The sequence below is a fragment of the Sphingobacterium sp. WOUb80 genome, assembly GCF_050058145.1.
Lineage (GTDB): Bacteria > Bacteroidota > Bacteroidia > Sphingobacteriales > Sphingobacteriaceae > Sphingobacterium.
In genome coordinates this window covers 1,801,223-1,817,421 of record NZ_CP165617.1, presented here as the reverse complement: position 1 = coordinate 1,817,421, position 16,199 = coordinate 1,801,223, and the positions used below count along the sequence as shown (strand labels likewise).

Below are 16,199 nucleotides of genomic sequence, written 5' to 3'. Positions count from 1 at the left end.
AACTCCTTATGATATACATAAATATAAGAAAAAAAATTACGACAACATAGATCGAATCTTTATTAATAGAACGTTATAAAAGGTATAAAATTGCCTTATTGGGTTCTTTTTACTTTGAAATTAAAGTTGCTACCGAATTTCGGCGGACAAAAAGCATTAATGTTGCATATTAAACTCTTTGGCTACTGCATGAGCCATTCCTTTGAGAAGTGATTTCCACTGCGGATAAGATGCGCCCATTTTAGCTGCTAGGCCAACAAGATAATTCCGGATATTATCACTCACATTTTCATTGTCAACATTGATGATCTCGTTTCTTCCAGCATATTGGAACAAGATGCTATTTCTCCGCTGTTCGATCAGAAAAGTTGACGATGAAATCCCTTCGAAAAAATGCGCAGTATTTTTATCTCCTGGATGGCTCGGGTCGGGGCAAGGTTTTAATGTTATAGCAAAAACACGATAGTCATTTGTTTTTTCTGAAATGAGGTTAACAACATTCACCCAATCATAGCCATCACTACTTGGGAGCCCTGGTCCTGGAATATCCAGTCTAATATAATCATGTAATTCGAGTAAACGATCAATTGGAGTACCATAACCAGCCGTTAATTGAAACACAGTGGCAGGTAACTGCGCTAGTTCATACCAATGATTGACCTTTCTAAGATTGTTTATAGCCAAATCATAGGCTAATTCGGCAATAGCTTCACTTGGAAACTCGAGGGATTCAAAGCAATCCAGATGCTTACCTTCTTTCTGTTCCGGTATGATATTTTTCATGATTTTTCACTTCTTATGCTTAAAATATTGAATTTCTTGCTCATGTTTTTTTGCCTCTTCAAGGGTATCAAAAGTACCCAGATTCCGACGTCTGTTCGTTTCTTTATCTGGATGCTTGGCATATATTCGATACTGCCCAGATTTTAGTTTACGTATCATGGTACAGGGTGCTATGTTTAACCTAAGCTTGCCTTCAGTTTTGCAAGCAAATCATCTGCTTTTGTATGCTCTACTTTCATTTTTCGAATGGTCGGACGTTTCCCTTTGTCTTTTTGTTTGATTATTTTGAGGAGATCGTCCATGTATTCGTTTTTATAACTACTGATATCAAAGGATGCGCTGTGTTGTTCGATCAGTTGAGTAGCCATGTCCATTTCTGCTTTTTGAATTTTAATTTTACTGGGCAATTTCAGCTCATCCAGTGTCCTGATCTCCTGTTGATAACGTATTTTATTCAGAACTAATGCGTTTTGATAGGGCTTTATCAGGGCTAGATGCTCGACATTTCGCATTACGAATGACCCTAAGCCCGCCATCTTAGTTTTTTCCAATGCTTTGAGCAATAGTTGATAGGCTTTTTCACCACCTTTTTGTGGCTCCAGATAGTAGGGGGTTTCAAAGTATATACTGTCAACATCCATTAGTTTGACAAATGCATGGAGATTGATAAGTTTAGTCTTTTCTGGACTTGCGTCTTCAAAATCCGCATCTTCTAACACGACATAATGGTCTTTCATGAAATATCCTTTGACAATATTGTCCCATTTAACTTCTTTGCCGGTTTGTTCATTTACCCGCTTGAATTTAATGTTGGATAGGTCATTTCGATCAAGCATATCCAGATCCAAAGCCGCATTCTCCGTTGCACTATATATTTTAATTGGGATATTGACCAAACCAAAACCAATAGCCCCCGTCCAAATTGCTCGCATAAGTAAACTATTTATTGCTAATAAGATAACCTTGGTAATGCTCAAATGGTTTGAAATTTAATAAAATGCCAAGCAAACTATTTCTTTTTAGAACTAGTTATACAAACATTTAATATGCTTTTATTACAATGGATTTAAAGTCAAATGAACCTTTCTGGTTAGTAAAAAACGGTCTTTTAAACAATTACCCTTCCTTACAGGATGATCGCAGCTGTGATGTTCTTATCGTTGGAGGTGGCATTACGGGAGCCTTGATCGCACATCAATGCATGGGTGATGGAAAGAAATGTATACTTATAGACAAGCGTGAAATTGTGAACGGGAGTTCGGCGGCGACAACTTCGATGTTGCAATATGAAATCGATGTGCCTTTGTATAGATTAAAGGAACTAATTGGCGAAGAGGCTGCAATAGCGAGCTACAGGGCCTGTGGAGAAGCAATTGGTAAATTGGGAGAAATCGCAAAGAAAATCCGGTCGAAAGCTGGTTTTAGAACAAAAAAATCACTCTACTACGCGGCTAGAAAAAAAGATGTCTCCTGGTTGAAGCAAGAGTTTGAATCCCGGCAAGAGGCGGGTTTTGACGTTAAATGGTTAACGGAACAAGATATCAGTGAACGTTATGCAATACAAGGCGCTTATGCAGGAATTCTCTCGGGGCTAGGGGCAAGCATTGATGCGTTTTGTTTTACACATGAGCTGCTGGCATACAACGTTAAAAGGGGGCTATTGATTTTCGACAAAACGGGGTTAGAAAACGTGGTTTATAAGCCAGGTTATAACGCTGTGATGACTTCAACTGGGGCTAAAATCAAGGCCAAAAAGATTATCTATTGCACAGGCTACGAAACAACAAATCTTATCCCCGAAAAATTTGTTGACCTGTTAAGCACATTTGCAATTGTATCTGAAGTTGATAAAGAGCAATATCAGCGATATCGCGATCTGCTTATCTGGAATACTGCTGAGCCATATTTGTATATGCGAACCACAGACGACAATAGGTTTCTAATTGGGGGAGAAGATGAGGAATTTAGGGATCCGGTCAAGCGAGATATGCTGATTTCGAAGAAGTCACTTAAATTAGAGAAGTCATTTAACAAAACGTTTGTCGATAGGACCTTTCGTACTGATTTTACATGGGCTGGCACTTTTGGGACGACCAAGGATGGGTTGCCCTATATCGGAATACATAAAAAGTTTAAAAACTCCTACTTTGTGTGTGGTTTCGGTGGAAATGGCATTACATTTTCTGTTGCCGCCATGGATATGGCATCATGTTGGCTGAATAACCTAAGCCATCCATTGGATGAATGGTTTAGGTTTGGCCGTTAAGCCGTTGCCTAATCGTTGTGTTTAAGCAAAAAACGATATAGTTTATCCTCTAGCTTTGCTAGGGGTAATTTACTTTTTATGCTGGGGAATTTTCCTTCCATAAATAAACGCTGTATGGTGGGATGGATATAATAAGTCTGCGAAACAGTCTTCGTATTTCCGAGCTGCTCAGCTACCTGTTTAATGACCTTGTTTAATTGTCTTTTTCGTGCATTGAGTGCCTCTGCCTGTTTGGTTTGGGCGAGCTGGTAAAAAGCTTCCCGACTAGCTCCCCAGATGCGGATGCTTTTGCAGCTGATCTGGCCGGTAGAATTCTCCCTTAAATAGTGATTAAAGGCGGCACCACAGAAAGTACTTTCGCATGTAGCGCTATCAAGCTGAAATATCCTTCTGCCTTTCATTTTTAGAAGTTCTTCCAGAAGCTTCGCCTGCTGCCTATTGGACCAGGACTTTTGTTGGAAAACACCTTTTTTGCCTTTATAGGCCAAAGATATTGTATTGTTTTTGATGGTGACGTGCCTTTTTTCCAGCGTACTCAGGCCATAAGACTTATTGGTAAGGGTATAGCGCTTATTGCCGATACGAATTAATGTACTGTCCATTATTTTAAAAGCAATTGCACACAATTTGTCCATATCCCAGACCTGATGTTTAAGATGTTTAGTGCTGATTTTTCTTAATTCCTGTAAGTATTTACCCATAAAAAGGATATTACTGAACTTTGCAGCCTGCCTTTGATCAACGAATTTCGCATGATATATATATTGTTTACGTTCTTTTTGGTCGAATCCAAAAGCTTGCAGATCACTGGTGGCACTTTTGGCAATCCATACATTCTTCCAGTTGGGTGGAATAACCAGTTTTATAATTCTTTCTAAAATCTTTTTGTCAGATATTTCGGTTCCTGTTCTATCAAAATATTTAAAAGACTTGCCTACTTTCTTTCGTGTATAACCGGCTTTTACTTTCATATCGTAATTTCTAAAGTCATCGTATTCTTAAATCCGAAAATGTAATCTAAATTTTCTATGTGGAAGCATCCGTACAAATAAGCCACCTATTGATAAGCTACAATTTGATCCTTTTAGATCTGTATTTGATCATCGATCGCTGTCTTGTGATTTATCAGGTTATTGTTCATTTTATCCTGCTGGTATGCGAATTCTTCATCTTATTTGTAAGAACGGATGAGCGATATCTCCGGTTTTTGAAAAAGATAAGTTGCGTATTATTCGCATACAGCAAGGATTTATACAGATAGGGGTGGGATAGGCTAACAATAGATAAAATAGTAAAAGGCATTAAAAACGGCTGTTTTTTTTAAAAAAAACAGCCGTTTTTAATGATAAATTTTCATCTATTTTGTTTTATTTACGGCAGAAGTTTTTTTACCTTTTTCTGTGTCTACTTTAGTTCGGTTTTTGTCTAATGTATCCAGAACTTCTGCTTGTATAATGGTTTTACTATTTCCCTTTCCTATAGGACCGCCACAGATAATCAGCATAATCACCATATCGTGCTGATTTTTTATTTTAACTTCCGATTTCATATGTTTGTTATTTAGCGAATTGTCAGCTATCCGGTTAATCAACTCTAGTTATATAACCTCAAAATTTATCTTTTGTTTTTATTTTAGTCTGTAAATTTTAAGCTGTTTTTGAAGCTTTTTTCGCGTCATGTGAATTCTGGTTTTAATTGTACCCTCTGGCATTCCAAAATACGTGGCGATTTCATGGTATTTGTATCCTTCGAGGAACAATTGAAATACCTGATAATTTTCTTCCGACAAACTGCACATCGCTTTTTCAATATCATCAGCGATAAACTTGTTGTCACTTTTATTGGATTCTACAGTGTTAGTACTTTCCAGACCGATGTAGGCTTCATGGATGTCGTTTGTACGTTTGGCTTTACGATATTGATTAATGTATACATTCTTCATAATAACATAGAGCCATGACATTAACTTTGGATGACGGATAAAATCATCGATCGATTTCAATGCACGAATAAGGGTCTCTTGAATTAAATCCTCTTTTTCATCGGGATCATTGGTGAATTTTCCCGCAAAATGTTTCAAAAGACTTCTTTTTTCTTCGACTAGAATATTCAAATTGGAATTGCTCATAGTATCGTTTGTTAAATTGATTGATGTGTATTTGATACATTGAGGTACAATTAAAGTGCTACAATTACGTTTAATTGCTCATCTAAAACTTGTTTAAACAGTCATACGGGAAAAATACGTACAGCTGCGAATTGATCGTTTTGTAGTCTAAACGCTACAAGAATACGCTATTGAATGCGTTTCGATAGAAGGAGGCAACTGATTTGGGACTGGTCAATTGGGTATTTGTTCCATTAAAAAATGTCTTTATTACGGGTACCCTTCTGTATTTAGCGGAGTTTTGAAGTGTCTGTTTTTTTAAGCAGAAGTTTAAAGCATTGTTTTTTATGAGTTTTTATTAAACTAATAGGTTCTGAATGTGGTTCTTAAGAAAAAAGGTTCATCATAAAAACAAAATAGACTATGAAAAAGAGCAAGAAATACACTGTGGTTTTGGGAGCATTATTATTTTGCAGCACACTATTTTTTTCGTGCCAAAATACAAACAAAAATCCAACTGAAGGAAGTGGTCAGGCGGACAATATCGCACCGAGCGCTGCCGATGAAACAAGATACAATTTAAGTGAGCAACAAAAAATGAGTATGCAGAAGGATACCAGTTTGGCAGACACGCTTAGGAAGGATAGTATCAATGCTATACAATCTAAACCTTAAAGGAGCACTTAGAAAAGGTCACTCGGACCTCTTCGTTATATCCACAAAAAAACTCCCTTAGCTGTGGGAGTTTTTTTTGTCCTTTTCTTTTTGATCTGAATTAGCATCATAAATATCTTCTTCTGAATGATCTGGTTTCTCTTTATGTTGATCCTCTTCTGTATTAATTTTTTCTTTCGTCGTGCGGTCGCGTTGTTCTTCTTCACTTGGATCGGGGCCAGCCATACTTTTGGGAGCGTATAGTTTGAGGTTGACCGCATCTCTATCCGAGACTTTGGATGAGCTAAAGAGAAGCTTGCGAACAGCGGTGTCCGCTTCGTTTTCCATTGGGACTATTTCGCGCAAGAATAGGGAGCTGTCTTGGAAATAATCTGAAATAGTATCGCCAAATTGAATTGCTGTATGCATAGTCTTTTTAATAGGAACATGAGTCAAATCTGATTGGTTCTCTTTTTTATAAAATGAAAACGTGGCATATTTTAAGAATAAATTTAAAACTTTTCATTTGTCGATCTTGTTATAAAGCTAAAGTAATTTAGATAATAGAAATACTATGAGAAAATTGACACTTCTTTTATTAATAACAGCAGCTATTGGGTATCAGGCCCATGCTCAGAAAATTGAGACAACACCGCAGATGTCATCCGACGTTGGTATTGAACCCATACGTCAAGGGAATTGGATGGTCGGAGGATCAATCGGTAATCTTGGTTATAGTTTTGAAGGAAAATCATTTAATGTCGCACTTCAACCGCGCGCTGGTTATTTCGTATCCGATGGATTGGCTATTGGTGCACAGGCAAATCTTGGTCTGGCTACTCAAAAAGATGCTGATAATGAATGGACCTATGGTGTAGCGCCATTTGTACGTTATTACTTTCCAAATGCAGGATCAAGTACAGGTCGCTTTTTTGGTCAGGGAGACATCGGTATTTCAGGAAGTTCCAGGGGTAAAGACGTCGCGCTGGCTGTGGGAGCCAATGTTGGATATGCACATTTTATAACACGAACCGTTGCTTTGGAAGCTACCTTTGGCTACAATTATAGCAAAGCCAATATTAATACAGGTAGTGGTGCAAGTGGTTTAGGCTTTGGATTAGGTTTTCAAATCTATTTACCAGGTAAACGCTAACAGAAATAGCAATCTTTAACAGCATGTTTCCAATTGATCAATTGGGAACATGTTTTTTTTGGTCGCGACCGTATAATTACTTGCTCTTGTGTATGAAAGACCTATTCTTATCAAAATGACAAAAATTAGAAAACATTTGGAGCAACGTAGGTGTTTTTTTTAAAAGAAGCTGAAGCGATGACAGGTACAAAAAATATTGGATTGGTGCTCAAAGATAAAATGGGTAAATGGTCTTCTTATAACATTCCATTACTCAAAGAGTGCCACCTGAACAATAAGCTTGTGAAGAGCAATGAGCTCGAAGGTATTTTTGTCATAGGAAGTTTGGCAACGGGACTATACATATTTTCATTATATAAAAACCGTTTTATAGACTTGATGGGCAAGCGAATCGGGACCGAGGAAATCTGTGAACATTTTGATCGGTATAAACAGACATTCATATAAGTATATACATTTCATTTTTAAAATAAGGAGCATTTATGAGTAATTTAACATGGAAAGGCCGTTGGAACGAGCTGAAAGGTAAAGTAAAACAACAATATGCAGATTTAACTGATGATGATCTTTTATATGCCGAAGGAAAGGAAGATGAATTGTTGGGTAAATTGCAACAAAAGACAGGAAAAACCAAAGAAGAGGTGGAAAGCTGGTTGGATAAATTGTAATATTTTATCGAGGCCATTTACTTGGCCGTTATAAGTGTATAAGATGTGCGATCAATTTATATTGACCGCACATCTTGTTTTATGTCAATGAGAAAATAGGTTTATCTAATTTTATGGCTAGCCGATACACAGCATTCATCAACCCGACATGACTGTAGGCTTGTGGAAAGTTACCCCACTGGCTGCCATTATCCTCTGTGACGTCCTCACTGAATAGACCCAGGTGATTGCTGTAGGTCAGCAAACGTTCCAGGATTTCTTTCGCTTCCTCCACACGGCCGACGCAGGCTAGCGCTTCCACATACCAAAATGCACAGACTAAGAAGGTGGATTTGGGTCTGCCGAAGTCATCCTGATGTTTATAGCGATAGAAAAGTCCATTTTCACCTTTTAATTCCTTTTCCAGCATTTCGAGATGATGAAGTGCGCGTTCCGATTTTGGGTCAAGGTAATCCATGACAATAAGCTGCAAGGTGCTGGCATCTAGATTTTGGCTATTAATTGCATTCTGATAGACTTTCCGCTCTTCATCATAACAAGCCTCAATATAAGCTTCTGCTTTTTTTAAGAGGACATTCGCGCGGTCCTCCATATCTTGATAACCATTCTGACGTGCAATCAATAAGGCTGCTTTACATCCAACCCATTGAAAAAGATTGGAATAACAATGGTGGTTGGAAAAATTTCTAAACTCCCAAATACCAGCATCTTTTTCCTCTATAGTAGCCTCAATCTTTTCGAGAATGAAATTTACCCAGCCCAACACATTTTTGTTTTCATGAATTTTAAAACGTTGATCCGTGAAAAGGGGCAACAAGGCAATCATTGCCTGACCATATACATCATTTTGAATATGTTCAAAAGCTTGATTGCCAATCCGCACTGGACCGTTATCCTGATAGCCCTTTAGATAAGGTAAGATATGTTCTGTCAGTTCGGAGGTTCCAAGGATACCATACAAAGGTTGAAGTCTTCCCGGGTTGCGATGCGTGATGCCGGCAATATAATTTGCAAAGCTTTCCATTTCTTCAAATTGACCAATGTGTGTCAATGCTGTTAAGACGTAATAACTATCACGTACCCAGCAATAGCGGTAGTCCCAGTTTCTTCCCGAACCTGGATATTCGGGTAGGCTAGTTGTTGATGCGGCAATAATTGCTCCTGTGTCCTCATATTGATGTAGCTTGAGCACCAGAGCTGATCGGATAACCTCTGTTTGATAAATATTGGGAATACTACACCTTTTAATCCATCGCTGCCAATAACTGAGCGTCTTATGGAGGAAATCCTCACAGGTGCTTGCAATAGCCGATTCGAAGGCTGCATCATACGTAAGTATAAGGTATTTATTTTCACTGATAATCGTCCAGCTTTCCTCTTGGAAGAAATGGGAAATAGGCAGATCAGTGGTCAGGCGAATCCGTTCGCCGATCTGATCGTTGCTATAAAGAATATGGTTACTGCCACGGGTAGGCTTAAGTGCCAAGCGGCCGTAGTCACCAGTCGGCTGACATCTGATGTTAACGCTAGGAGCTCCATGCAGCGGTTCGATCTTTCGTATCAGCATCAGTGGTTTAAAATACCGCCCGAATTGTTCAAAACGAGGGGCAAAATCGGTAATACGATAGGCGTAGGATTCTGTGTGGATTTCCGTGCAGAGTACATTGGAGTTTTTGATGTAATACTGCTTGGTTTCCAAAACTAGTTCCTCTGAACTGATCTTGAAAGATCCACCTTGATTTTTATCGATCATACTGCCGAATACAAAGCTATCTTCGAACGATGGCCAGCACAACCAGGATATGTTTGTGTCAATGCCAACATGCGCTATGTAGGAACAATTACCAATGATTCCAGATTGATAGATATGTCGGTTTTCTGTTGTATTTTCGCTCATTATTTTACGATAAGTTGATTCAAAAATTGAAGAACATCCTCTTGTTCATCTAAATAATATTTTGCGGCAGATTTGTTACTGCCCACCTTAATACTTATGGTCGATTGAGGTAGATACCTGAATAGATCCTCGTCGGTAATGTCGTCGCCAATAGCCAACATAAAATCTGCTTTTATATGTCCTGCGATTTCCAATGCCGCCTTACCTTTATTAACTTCTGTATTTTTTACTTCAATGACAGCATTTCCGTCCAGTAGCTGTAATCCATAGTCGTTGAGCATTGGGTTTAAGATCTCTTTTAGCTCTGTCGCTTTAAGTTCGCCCAGGCCCAGTTCTACTTTTCTATAATGCCAAGCCAACGAATAGGGTTTGACTTCAATGTAAGCACCCGGAGTTTGGTCGGCCAATTTTTCCATCAGCTTTTTTACTTCAGGCATCCAGTGTAGGGCCAATCCTTTTTTATACGACCAGTTGAAATTTGGAAAATTTGACCAAATGCCATGTTCGGCAACTAAATAATAAGATCGGCCGTCAAACCAAGACGACAAGCTCTCTTGTGATCGGCCGCTTATGATGACCAATGTATTAAGTGGATCAGAAATGATATTGTCCAAGAGGTTATACAACAAGGTCGTCGGAGTTGCTTTCTGGGCATGATTCTGGAATTTGACCAAGGTACCGTCATAATCCAGAAAAAACAGTCTGTTGTTACTTTTGCTATACCTTTCTGAAATACTATTAAAGACCTTATCCGAGATTCGTCTTGCCCATTCGTCACGTTGTATCGCTTTGGTCTCTGCCAGACGATTGGTGAAGAGCTGTACCCAATGCTGCACATTAAACTTCTGTATAATCTGAATATTGGCGTCTGTTCGTTCCTGAATTTCTTCAGGTGACATTTTAAGCGCTTGGTAAATACTGTCTGCTGTTTCTGTACGATTATAAGGATTAATAATCAAGGCATCAACAAGTTCTTTGGAAGCACCTGCAAACTCACTTAAAATCAATACGCCTTTTGATAAAGTCTTACTGGCGATGTATTCTTTACTGACAAGATTCATCCCGTCTCGCGTAGATGTAATCATACAGATATCGGATGCAACATATAGTCCAACCAGCTCTTCGAATGGAAGTGATTTGTAAAAATATAATACTGGCGTCCAGCTTAGATTTCCATAAATGGAATTAATTTCGCTCACCTTCCGGTTAATCTCATCTTTCAGTTTTTTGTATTGCGATACCTTATCCCTGGAGGGTACAATTAGCATATATAGGACAACTTTTGTATGCCATTCGGGGTATTTTTCAAGGAAAGTGAGAAAAGCACGTAATCGCTCTAATATGCCTTTGCTATAATCGAGCCTATCGACAGCTATAATAATCTTTTGATCGGGAAAATGGCTCCTGAATTGGCTTGCAATAGATTGAATTTTAGGCTGACTGCTGGTTTCGACAAATTTATCAAAATCAATACCCATCGGAAAGGATTCTACAAAAATATGACGGTCTTTGTACTTGAGCTGGTTATATCCTGAAGATACATGCAGTATTTTTTTGCAGGCATTTAGAAAGTTTTGACTATCGGCGAAAGTATGAAATCCGATCAGATCGGCACCCAGTAAACCTTCTACCAATTCTTTACGTTGCGGAATGTTCATGAAGAGTTCTTCCGAAGGAAAGGGAATATGGTGAAAATAACCGATGTTGAGCTCTTGATTTTCTGAACGCAGAAGCTGCGGGAGTAGCATAAGCTGATAATCCTGGACCCAAATAAAATCGGATGGCTCATCAATAGAAAGAGCGGCCTCGCAAAATTTCTTATTTACCGTGACATAGGTAGTCCAATATTCGCGGTCAAAATGGATGTAACTCGGTTGATAGTGACAGATAGGCCAGAGGACCTCGTTAGAATAACCTTCGTAGAAATTGCGTATTTCATCTTTTGATAAGAAAACAGGAAGTAAGCTCATCGGTTTGAGGAGCTCAACAATTTTTCCTTTTTCCTCTTCATCTTTGGGAACAATTCCCGGCCAGCCAACCCAGAGTATTTCGTCTGTATCAAAAGCGGAATTTAAACCAGTTGCCAGCCCACCCGCACTCGGCTTGATGACTAATTTTTCTTTTTTTCGTTCTATTTGTATCGGCAGTCTATTTGAAATTATTATTTTCTTCTTTTTCTTCATAAGAATATTAGATCGATTTATTTGCAGTGTGGAAGAGTTATATTGAAATAACGATGGGTATGTAATCCACTTATCTGAACAACCTCGGGAGAGAATAGTTTGAATAAATTCAAATTAGAAGGATAGTAGAAACAGCTATTGGAGAAAGAACAAGGTAATTTACTGGAACAGGATTTGGAAATTTGCGCAGAGTCATACCCTAAATAGCAAAAAAAAGGCCTGTAGAAATACAGGCCTTTTTTGCTATTTTATTGGATTACGATATACTGACTGCAGCAGTCTTTTCGTTATCCAGCTTTTTCATAAACTGATCGAGGATGTCTCCCAATCTCCCTGAAATTTCCCCTAGAATGCTTTCCCAATCTTTCACTGTACCATCACAATTGTCTGATACAATTTTTATACTATGAAAGGTGAGATTTTTTTGGAAACAGAAATTCGCTAGAGCATAGGATTCCATATCAAATGCCAAGGGATTGAAATGTTTAATGTCCTGATAAAAAGCAGTATTTATATTAATAAAACGATCCGATGTCAAAAGTGCATCTTCGTAGCGAAACTCATCAAGCGCTATGGATTCCAATACACCTTGCCCTTTAAAAAATAAGGTGTTTTCCAGAAAAAATCCATCTGTATAAGCATCCCCTTGTGCATAGTATGCCGGATAAAGGACATGGCCTATTGGGTGCCTTGTACAGCCAACAGTGCCAACGTTGAGCAGAACAGGACTAATCCCTAATGCTTTGATGTCCTCGTAAAGCGAGGCAATAGAAAGAAGGGCATTTACCTTACCTACACCAATTTCGTATACAAAAGTCGATTCACTTGTCGAATTAAAAGATAGCTCATTTTTGTTCGCTACCAGGATAATCGTTTCAATATCTTTATTCAGGATCATTTAATTTTCTTCAATATATGGATACTCAAATGCCAATTCTTCGGCAGTGATTAGATTTAGGAAGTTAACACAAGCCTGTTTTGAGGTAGGAAAATCCATGAATGTGTAGTTTCCGCAGCTAATCGGATTTTGGAAAGGCACCTCGTATCCTTCGGTAAGAACCGTTTCGAGTACTTCTTTCATTAACTCCGCCACGTTCTGAGGAGTTCGATCTGTGCCTGCTAATACAACATAAAATCCAGTACAACAGCCCATTGGTCCGACATAAATAACCTCATCACCTAAGATGGTTCTAATTTCTGTTGCAAAACAATGCTCTAGTGTATGCATGACTTCAGGTGATAGCATACGCTCAGGAGAATTCGGTCTGATCATGCGAATGTCGTAAGTTGTATAACTTTCAACATTGCTGTTATTGGTTGTAGAAGCTTTAGCGTAGATCCCTTGTTTTAATTTGGTATGATCTACCGTAAAACTATTTACTTTTGCTTTTTCTTTTGTGTACATCTTGTTCTGTTCAAAGCTATAATGCTTGTGGCGTTATAGGGGTTAAAAGTTGAATATCAAAAATTTCTACAAAGATACTAGATTATTATAGAAAAGGACGACAAAACTACTATTTTAACACTTCATAATGTTCGACTGTTGGAAATGGATCGTAGTAATGATGTAAAAGTTTTTCCCATTCCTTGAATAATGCCGACTCCCTGAAACCAATGGTATGGTCTTCTAAAGTTTCCCATTCAACCAACAGAATGTACTGATTGTCTTTTTCAATACATTTACGTAATGAATGGGTTATATAGCCTTTACTCGCACTAATATACTGGCAAGCTGTTTTATAATCTCTTTCAAAATTGGATTGTTGTCCTTCAATAATTTGCAATACAGCTACTTCTAAAATCATAATTTGTTTTTTTATCAAGTTTAGTAAATATCTCAAACTTAGAAAATTTGTTTCTGATATGCAATACAAGAACAAGCTTATCCGAACAATTTATTTATCATTCTTTTAACAAAGACTTATGCCTCATTACCCCGATTTGACGTATTATATCCTTTTTTAACCTGCGAAGTGATGATCTGGGTGACCAATGGAATACCCGGATTACGATTTTGAGCATTCCAAACTAAAGAGAGCGTTGTTCGCTGCGGTAAAGTGTTCAATTCGAGGAAAGTGACATCAACATGGTATCCGTTCTTTAAAGACGAAGGAACAATGGCAACACCCAGTCCCTGAGCAACCATATTGAAAATGGTCAAAGCATTCACTGTACGTAGCGTAACTTTGGGGATAAACTTATGATCACTAAAAATACTCATGACGAGATCATAATAGGAGTGGCTATAGTTTTTGGAGAATAAGATGAATGATTCATCTTTTAATGCGTCAAGACTTGGTTGCGGCGACTTCAATAGCGGATGATCGTTGGGTAAAACGAGGCTAAAATGCTCCGTATGTATAGGCAGACTATGTAGGCCGGGTGGAGTTTCGGAAAGACGAACAAAGCCTAAGTCCAGTTCTTTTTTCTCCAACAGATCCAGCTGGGTTTCATTCGCTAGTTCGTGAAGTGATAACTCGATATCCGGCTGCTGCTGTTTTAAATTGACGAGCAGTTCTGGTAGGATTGTTTGAACAGCCGACCCGATAAACCCCAGCTTTAAAGTGCTTATTTTACCATTGGCAAAACTTTGAAGTTGAGTTTCAATCTGATCCAAGTGTCTAAATAATTCTTTCACCTCCTGAAAAAGATATATCCCAGCTTCCGTCATTTGAACATTTCGTTTATTACGCTCAAAAAGTGTTACACCATAGGATTCCAGCTGCTTAATTTGTCTGCTCAAGCCCGGCTGCGCAATAAACAATTTTTCGGCAGCCCTTCTAAAATGTAGTTCTTCTGCCAATACTTTAAAATACAGTAAATGTCTTAGCTCTATTTGATAATTCATGGTTATCAATTGATGATAAAAATGGTATTTCTAATTATCAAATATAGCCAGTAAATTTGAGTAAAGCAGATATGATAATGGAAAAATTTTTATATGGCAGTGGGCAGCTAACATGTTCCACAGCCTTAGCGATAGCAAAAGGAACGACGACAGGGGAAATATCGCCTGAAGTCAAGGATAAGATCGAACAAAGCGCCAGTTATGTCAGGAAAATAGTGGAGCGGGGTGAGGTTGTCTATGGAATCAATACAGGTTTTGGTCCTTTGTGTACCACACTTATTGACGCAAGTCAAACGCAGCTGTTACAGGAAAATATTCTAAAAAGCCATGCTGTCGGTATGGGAGAACCTATCGCCAATGATTTGGCCAAATTGATGCTTATTCTTAAAGTTCACGCGCTTTCTAAAGGATTTTCTGGAGTTCAGTATGCGACGATTGAGCGGATTATATGGCATATTGAAAATCATATTATTCCTGTGGTGCCTAAACAAGGCTCTGTCGGCGCATCGGGTGATTTGGCCCCCTTGTCACATTTATTTTTACCATTGATTGGTTTAGGAAAAGTCAACGTAGATGGGGAGATTGTAGAGACAGCTTCTGTTTTGGAAAAATACGGTATGGCTCCGGTTCACTTGGGTGCAAAAGAAGGACTGGCTTTAATCAATGGAACCCAATTTATGGCGGCACATGGTGTGATGGCTGTTGCTGAGTTAAATCGGGTACTTCAGAATGCTGATATTATTGCTACGTTAATGATTGAAGGCCTAAATGGTTCAATAAAACCATTTTTTACGGAATTACATCAATTACGTCCGCATGCAGGAAACCGCTATGTGGCCGCACGTATTTTTAATATGCTTCATGGATCTGCTATTTTAGAAAGCCATAAAGATTGCTCCCGTGTGCAGGATCCCTATTCTTTACGGTGCATTCCACAGGTTCACGGTGCATCACGCAATGCATGGTTTCATTTAAAAGATACCATAGAGATTGAAATAAATTCAGTGACCGATAATCCTGTGATCATTAACGATGAGCTGACGATTAGTGGCGGAAGCTTTCATGGACAGTCAATTGCCTTACCTTTAGATTATGCCACACTGGCGGCGTCCGAGATCGGGAATATTTCGGATCGAAGGGTTTATTTGTCTCTAGAAGGACAAACCAATGGTGTTCCCAAATTGTTAATGAAATCAACAGGACTCAATTCGGGATTCATGATTTTGCAATACAGTACCGCGGCGATAGCAAGCGAGAATAAAGGTCTTTGTTTTCCGGCCAGTGCAGATAGTATTCCAACCTCATTGGGCCAGGAAGATCATGTCAGTATGGGATCTATTGCCGGCCGAAAATTACTGCAGGTCATTGACAATGTCGATAAAATATTGAGCATTGAGCTATTATGTGCGGCACAGGCCAAGGATTACCACCAGCCTTTAAAATCGACCGCTGCGCTGGAAGCGATCCATGCGAGAATTCGTCAGTCCATTCCGCATATTGAATCTGACCAGCCGATGGAAGAGCTACTGACAGCGGCATTGAAATTGGTGAAATCAGGAGAGCTTATTGCATTACATCGTCAATATGCTACCGGTGAGGTTGCCGAAGAACTGAAACAGCAATTTGATGTATTTTAAGCA

The 16,199-nt window shown here is 38.7% G+C and carries 19 protein-coding genes; 6 read left to right on the top strand and 13 right to left on the bottom strand.

Annotation, left to right across the window (positions count from 1 at the left end; genetic code table 11):
• Window positions 1–156: 156 nt before the first annotated feature.
• Genes AB1Z56_RS07430 through AB1Z56_RS07420 form a run of 3 tightly spaced genes read right to left on the bottom strand, consistent with a single transcriptional unit; the run spans window position 157 to window position 1,715 of the window.
• Window positions 157–783, bottom strand: coding sequence for a hypothetical protein (locus tag AB1Z56_RS07430; RefSeq protein WP_309359144.1), 627 nt, complete (start codon window positions 781–783; stop codon window positions 157–159).
• 6 nt (window positions 784–789) lie between these two features.
• On the bottom strand, window positions 790–942 hold the full coding sequence (locus AB1Z56_RS07425) for a hypothetical protein (protein ID WP_172840694.1): 153 nt from the start codon (window positions 940–942) through the stop codon (window positions 790–792).
• 17 nt (window positions 943–959) lie between these two features.
• On the bottom strand, window positions 960–1,715 hold the full coding sequence (locus AB1Z56_RS07420) for a Ku protein (protein WP_426791593.1): 756 nt from the start codon (window positions 1,713–1,715) through the stop codon (window positions 960–962).
• A 128-nt stretch (window positions 1,716–1,843) separates the two neighbouring features.
• Here AB1Z56_RS07420 and AB1Z56_RS07415 point away from each other — a divergent pair, with 128 nt between their 5' ends.
• Window positions 1,844–3,049, top strand: coding sequence for an NAD(P)/FAD-dependent oxidoreductase (locus AB1Z56_RS07415; RefSeq protein WP_309359150.1), 1,206 nt, complete (start codon window positions 1,844–1,846; stop codon window positions 3,047–3,049).
• A gap of 8 nt (window positions 3,050–3,057) precedes the next feature.
• Here the strand turns inward: AB1Z56_RS07415 and AB1Z56_RS07410 are convergent, their stop codons facing one another.
• The 3 genes from AB1Z56_RS07410 to AB1Z56_RS07400 form a co-directional block, all read right to left on the bottom strand.
• Window positions 3,058–4,020, bottom strand: coding sequence for a DNA topoisomerase IB (locus tag AB1Z56_RS07410; protein WP_309359152.1), 963 nt, complete (start codon window positions 4,018–4,020; stop codon window positions 3,058–3,060).
• Window positions 4,021–4,406: 386 nt separating this feature from the next.
• Window positions 4,407–4,598, bottom strand: a complete 192-nt coding sequence (locus AB1Z56_RS07405; RefSeq protein WP_426791592.1) for a hypothetical protein — start codon at window positions 4,596–4,598, stop codon at window positions 4,407–4,409.
• Window positions 4,599–4,676: 78 nt separating this feature from the next.
• On the bottom strand, window positions 4,677–5,177 hold the full coding sequence (locus tag AB1Z56_RS07400) for an RNA polymerase sigma factor (RefSeq protein WP_309359156.1): 501 nt from the start codon (window positions 5,175–5,177) through the stop codon (window positions 4,677–4,679).
• Between the two features lie 402 nt (window positions 5,178–5,579).
• Here AB1Z56_RS07400 and AB1Z56_RS07395 point away from each other — a divergent pair, with 402 nt between their 5' ends.
• Complete coding sequence (locus tag AB1Z56_RS07395) at window positions 5,580–5,831, top strand: hypothetical protein (RefSeq protein WP_426791591.1); 252 nt, start codon at window positions 5,580–5,582, stop codon at window positions 5,829–5,831.
• A 57-nt stretch (window positions 5,832–5,888) separates the two neighbouring features.
• On the opposite strand, the gene AB1Z56_RS07390 is transcribed toward AB1Z56_RS07395, so the two are convergent.
• On the bottom strand, window positions 5,889–6,239 hold the full coding sequence (locus AB1Z56_RS07390; RefSeq protein WP_426791590.1) for a hypothetical protein: 351 nt from the start codon (window positions 6,237–6,239) through the stop codon (window positions 5,889–5,891).
• A 145-nt stretch (window positions 6,240–6,384) separates the two neighbouring features.
• On the opposite strand from AB1Z56_RS07390, the gene AB1Z56_RS07385 reads away from it, so the two are divergent.
• The 3 genes from AB1Z56_RS07385 to AB1Z56_RS07375 all read left to right on the top strand — a co-directional run bounded on the left by AB1Z56_RS07385 (window position 6,385) and on the right by AB1Z56_RS07375 (window position 7,631).
• Window positions 6,385–6,963, top strand: coding sequence for a hypothetical protein (locus AB1Z56_RS07385; RefSeq protein ID WP_426791589.1), 579 nt, complete (start codon window positions 6,385–6,387; stop codon window positions 6,961–6,963).
• Window positions 6,964–7,140: 177 nt separating this feature from the next.
• Window positions 7,141–7,410, top strand: a complete 270-nt coding sequence (locus AB1Z56_RS07380; RefSeq protein ID WP_426791588.1) for a hypothetical protein — start codon at window positions 7,141–7,143, stop codon at window positions 7,408–7,410.
• A 35-nt stretch (window positions 7,411–7,445) separates the two neighbouring features.
• Entirely contained in the window at window positions 7,446–7,631 is a 186-nt protein-coding gene (locus tag AB1Z56_RS07375; RefSeq protein ID WP_309359165.1) for a CsbD family protein, read from the top strand.
• Between the two features lie 79 nt (window positions 7,632–7,710).
• On the opposite strand, the gene AB1Z56_RS07370 is transcribed toward AB1Z56_RS07375, so the two are convergent.
• The 6 genes from AB1Z56_RS07370 to AB1Z56_RS07345 all read right to left on the bottom strand — a co-directional run bounded on the left by AB1Z56_RS07370 (window position 7,711) and on the right by AB1Z56_RS07345 (window position 14,559).
• Entirely contained in the window at window positions 7,711–9,528 is a 1,818-nt protein-coding gene (locus tag AB1Z56_RS07370) for a glycoside hydrolase family 15 protein (protein ID WP_426791587.1), read from the bottom strand.
• Window positions 9,528–11,711: a bifunctional alpha,alpha-trehalose-phosphate synthase (UDP-forming)/trehalose-phosphatase gene (locus tag AB1Z56_RS07365; protein ID WP_426791586.1), complete on the bottom strand. Its 2,184-nt coding sequence runs from the start codon at window positions 11,709–11,711 to the stop codon at window positions 9,528–9,530. The genes AB1Z56_RS07370 and AB1Z56_RS07365 overlap by 1 nt, the downstream gene beginning before the upstream one ends.
• A gap of 256 nt (window positions 11,712–11,967) precedes the next feature.
• Window positions 11,968–12,609 carry a hypothetical protein gene (locus AB1Z56_RS07360; RefSeq protein ID WP_426791585.1) on the bottom strand — a complete coding sequence of 214 codons (642 nt, stop codon included), beginning with the start codon at window positions 12,607–12,609 and terminating at the stop codon, window positions 11,968–11,970.
• Complete coding sequence (locus AB1Z56_RS07355; protein WP_309359172.1) at window positions 12,610–13,116, bottom strand: S-ribosylhomocysteine lyase; 507 nt, start codon at window positions 13,114–13,116, stop codon at window positions 12,610–12,612.
• A gap of 109 nt (window positions 13,117–13,225) precedes the next feature.
• The gene (locus AB1Z56_RS07350; protein WP_046673491.1) at window positions 13,226–13,516 is read right to left on the bottom strand and encodes an antibiotic biosynthesis monooxygenase family protein; all 291 of its coding nucleotides are present in this window, start codon (window positions 13,514–13,516) and stop codon (window positions 13,226–13,228) included.
• A gap of 116 nt (window positions 13,517–13,632) precedes the next feature.
• Window positions 13,633–14,559 carry a LysR family transcriptional regulator gene (locus AB1Z56_RS07345; protein ID WP_426791584.1) on the bottom strand — a complete coding sequence of 309 codons (927 nt, stop codon included), beginning with the start codon at window positions 14,557–14,559 and terminating at the stop codon, window positions 13,633–13,635.
• A 77-nt stretch (window positions 14,560–14,636) separates the two neighbouring features.
• Here AB1Z56_RS07345 and hutH point away from each other — a divergent pair, with 77 nt between their 5' ends.
• Window positions 14,637–16,196, top strand: coding sequence for a histidine ammonia-lyase (gene hutH / locus AB1Z56_RS07340; protein ID WP_309359179.1), 1,560 nt, complete (start codon window positions 14,637–14,639; stop codon window positions 16,194–16,196).
• Window positions 16,197–16,199: the final 3 nt, after the last annotated feature.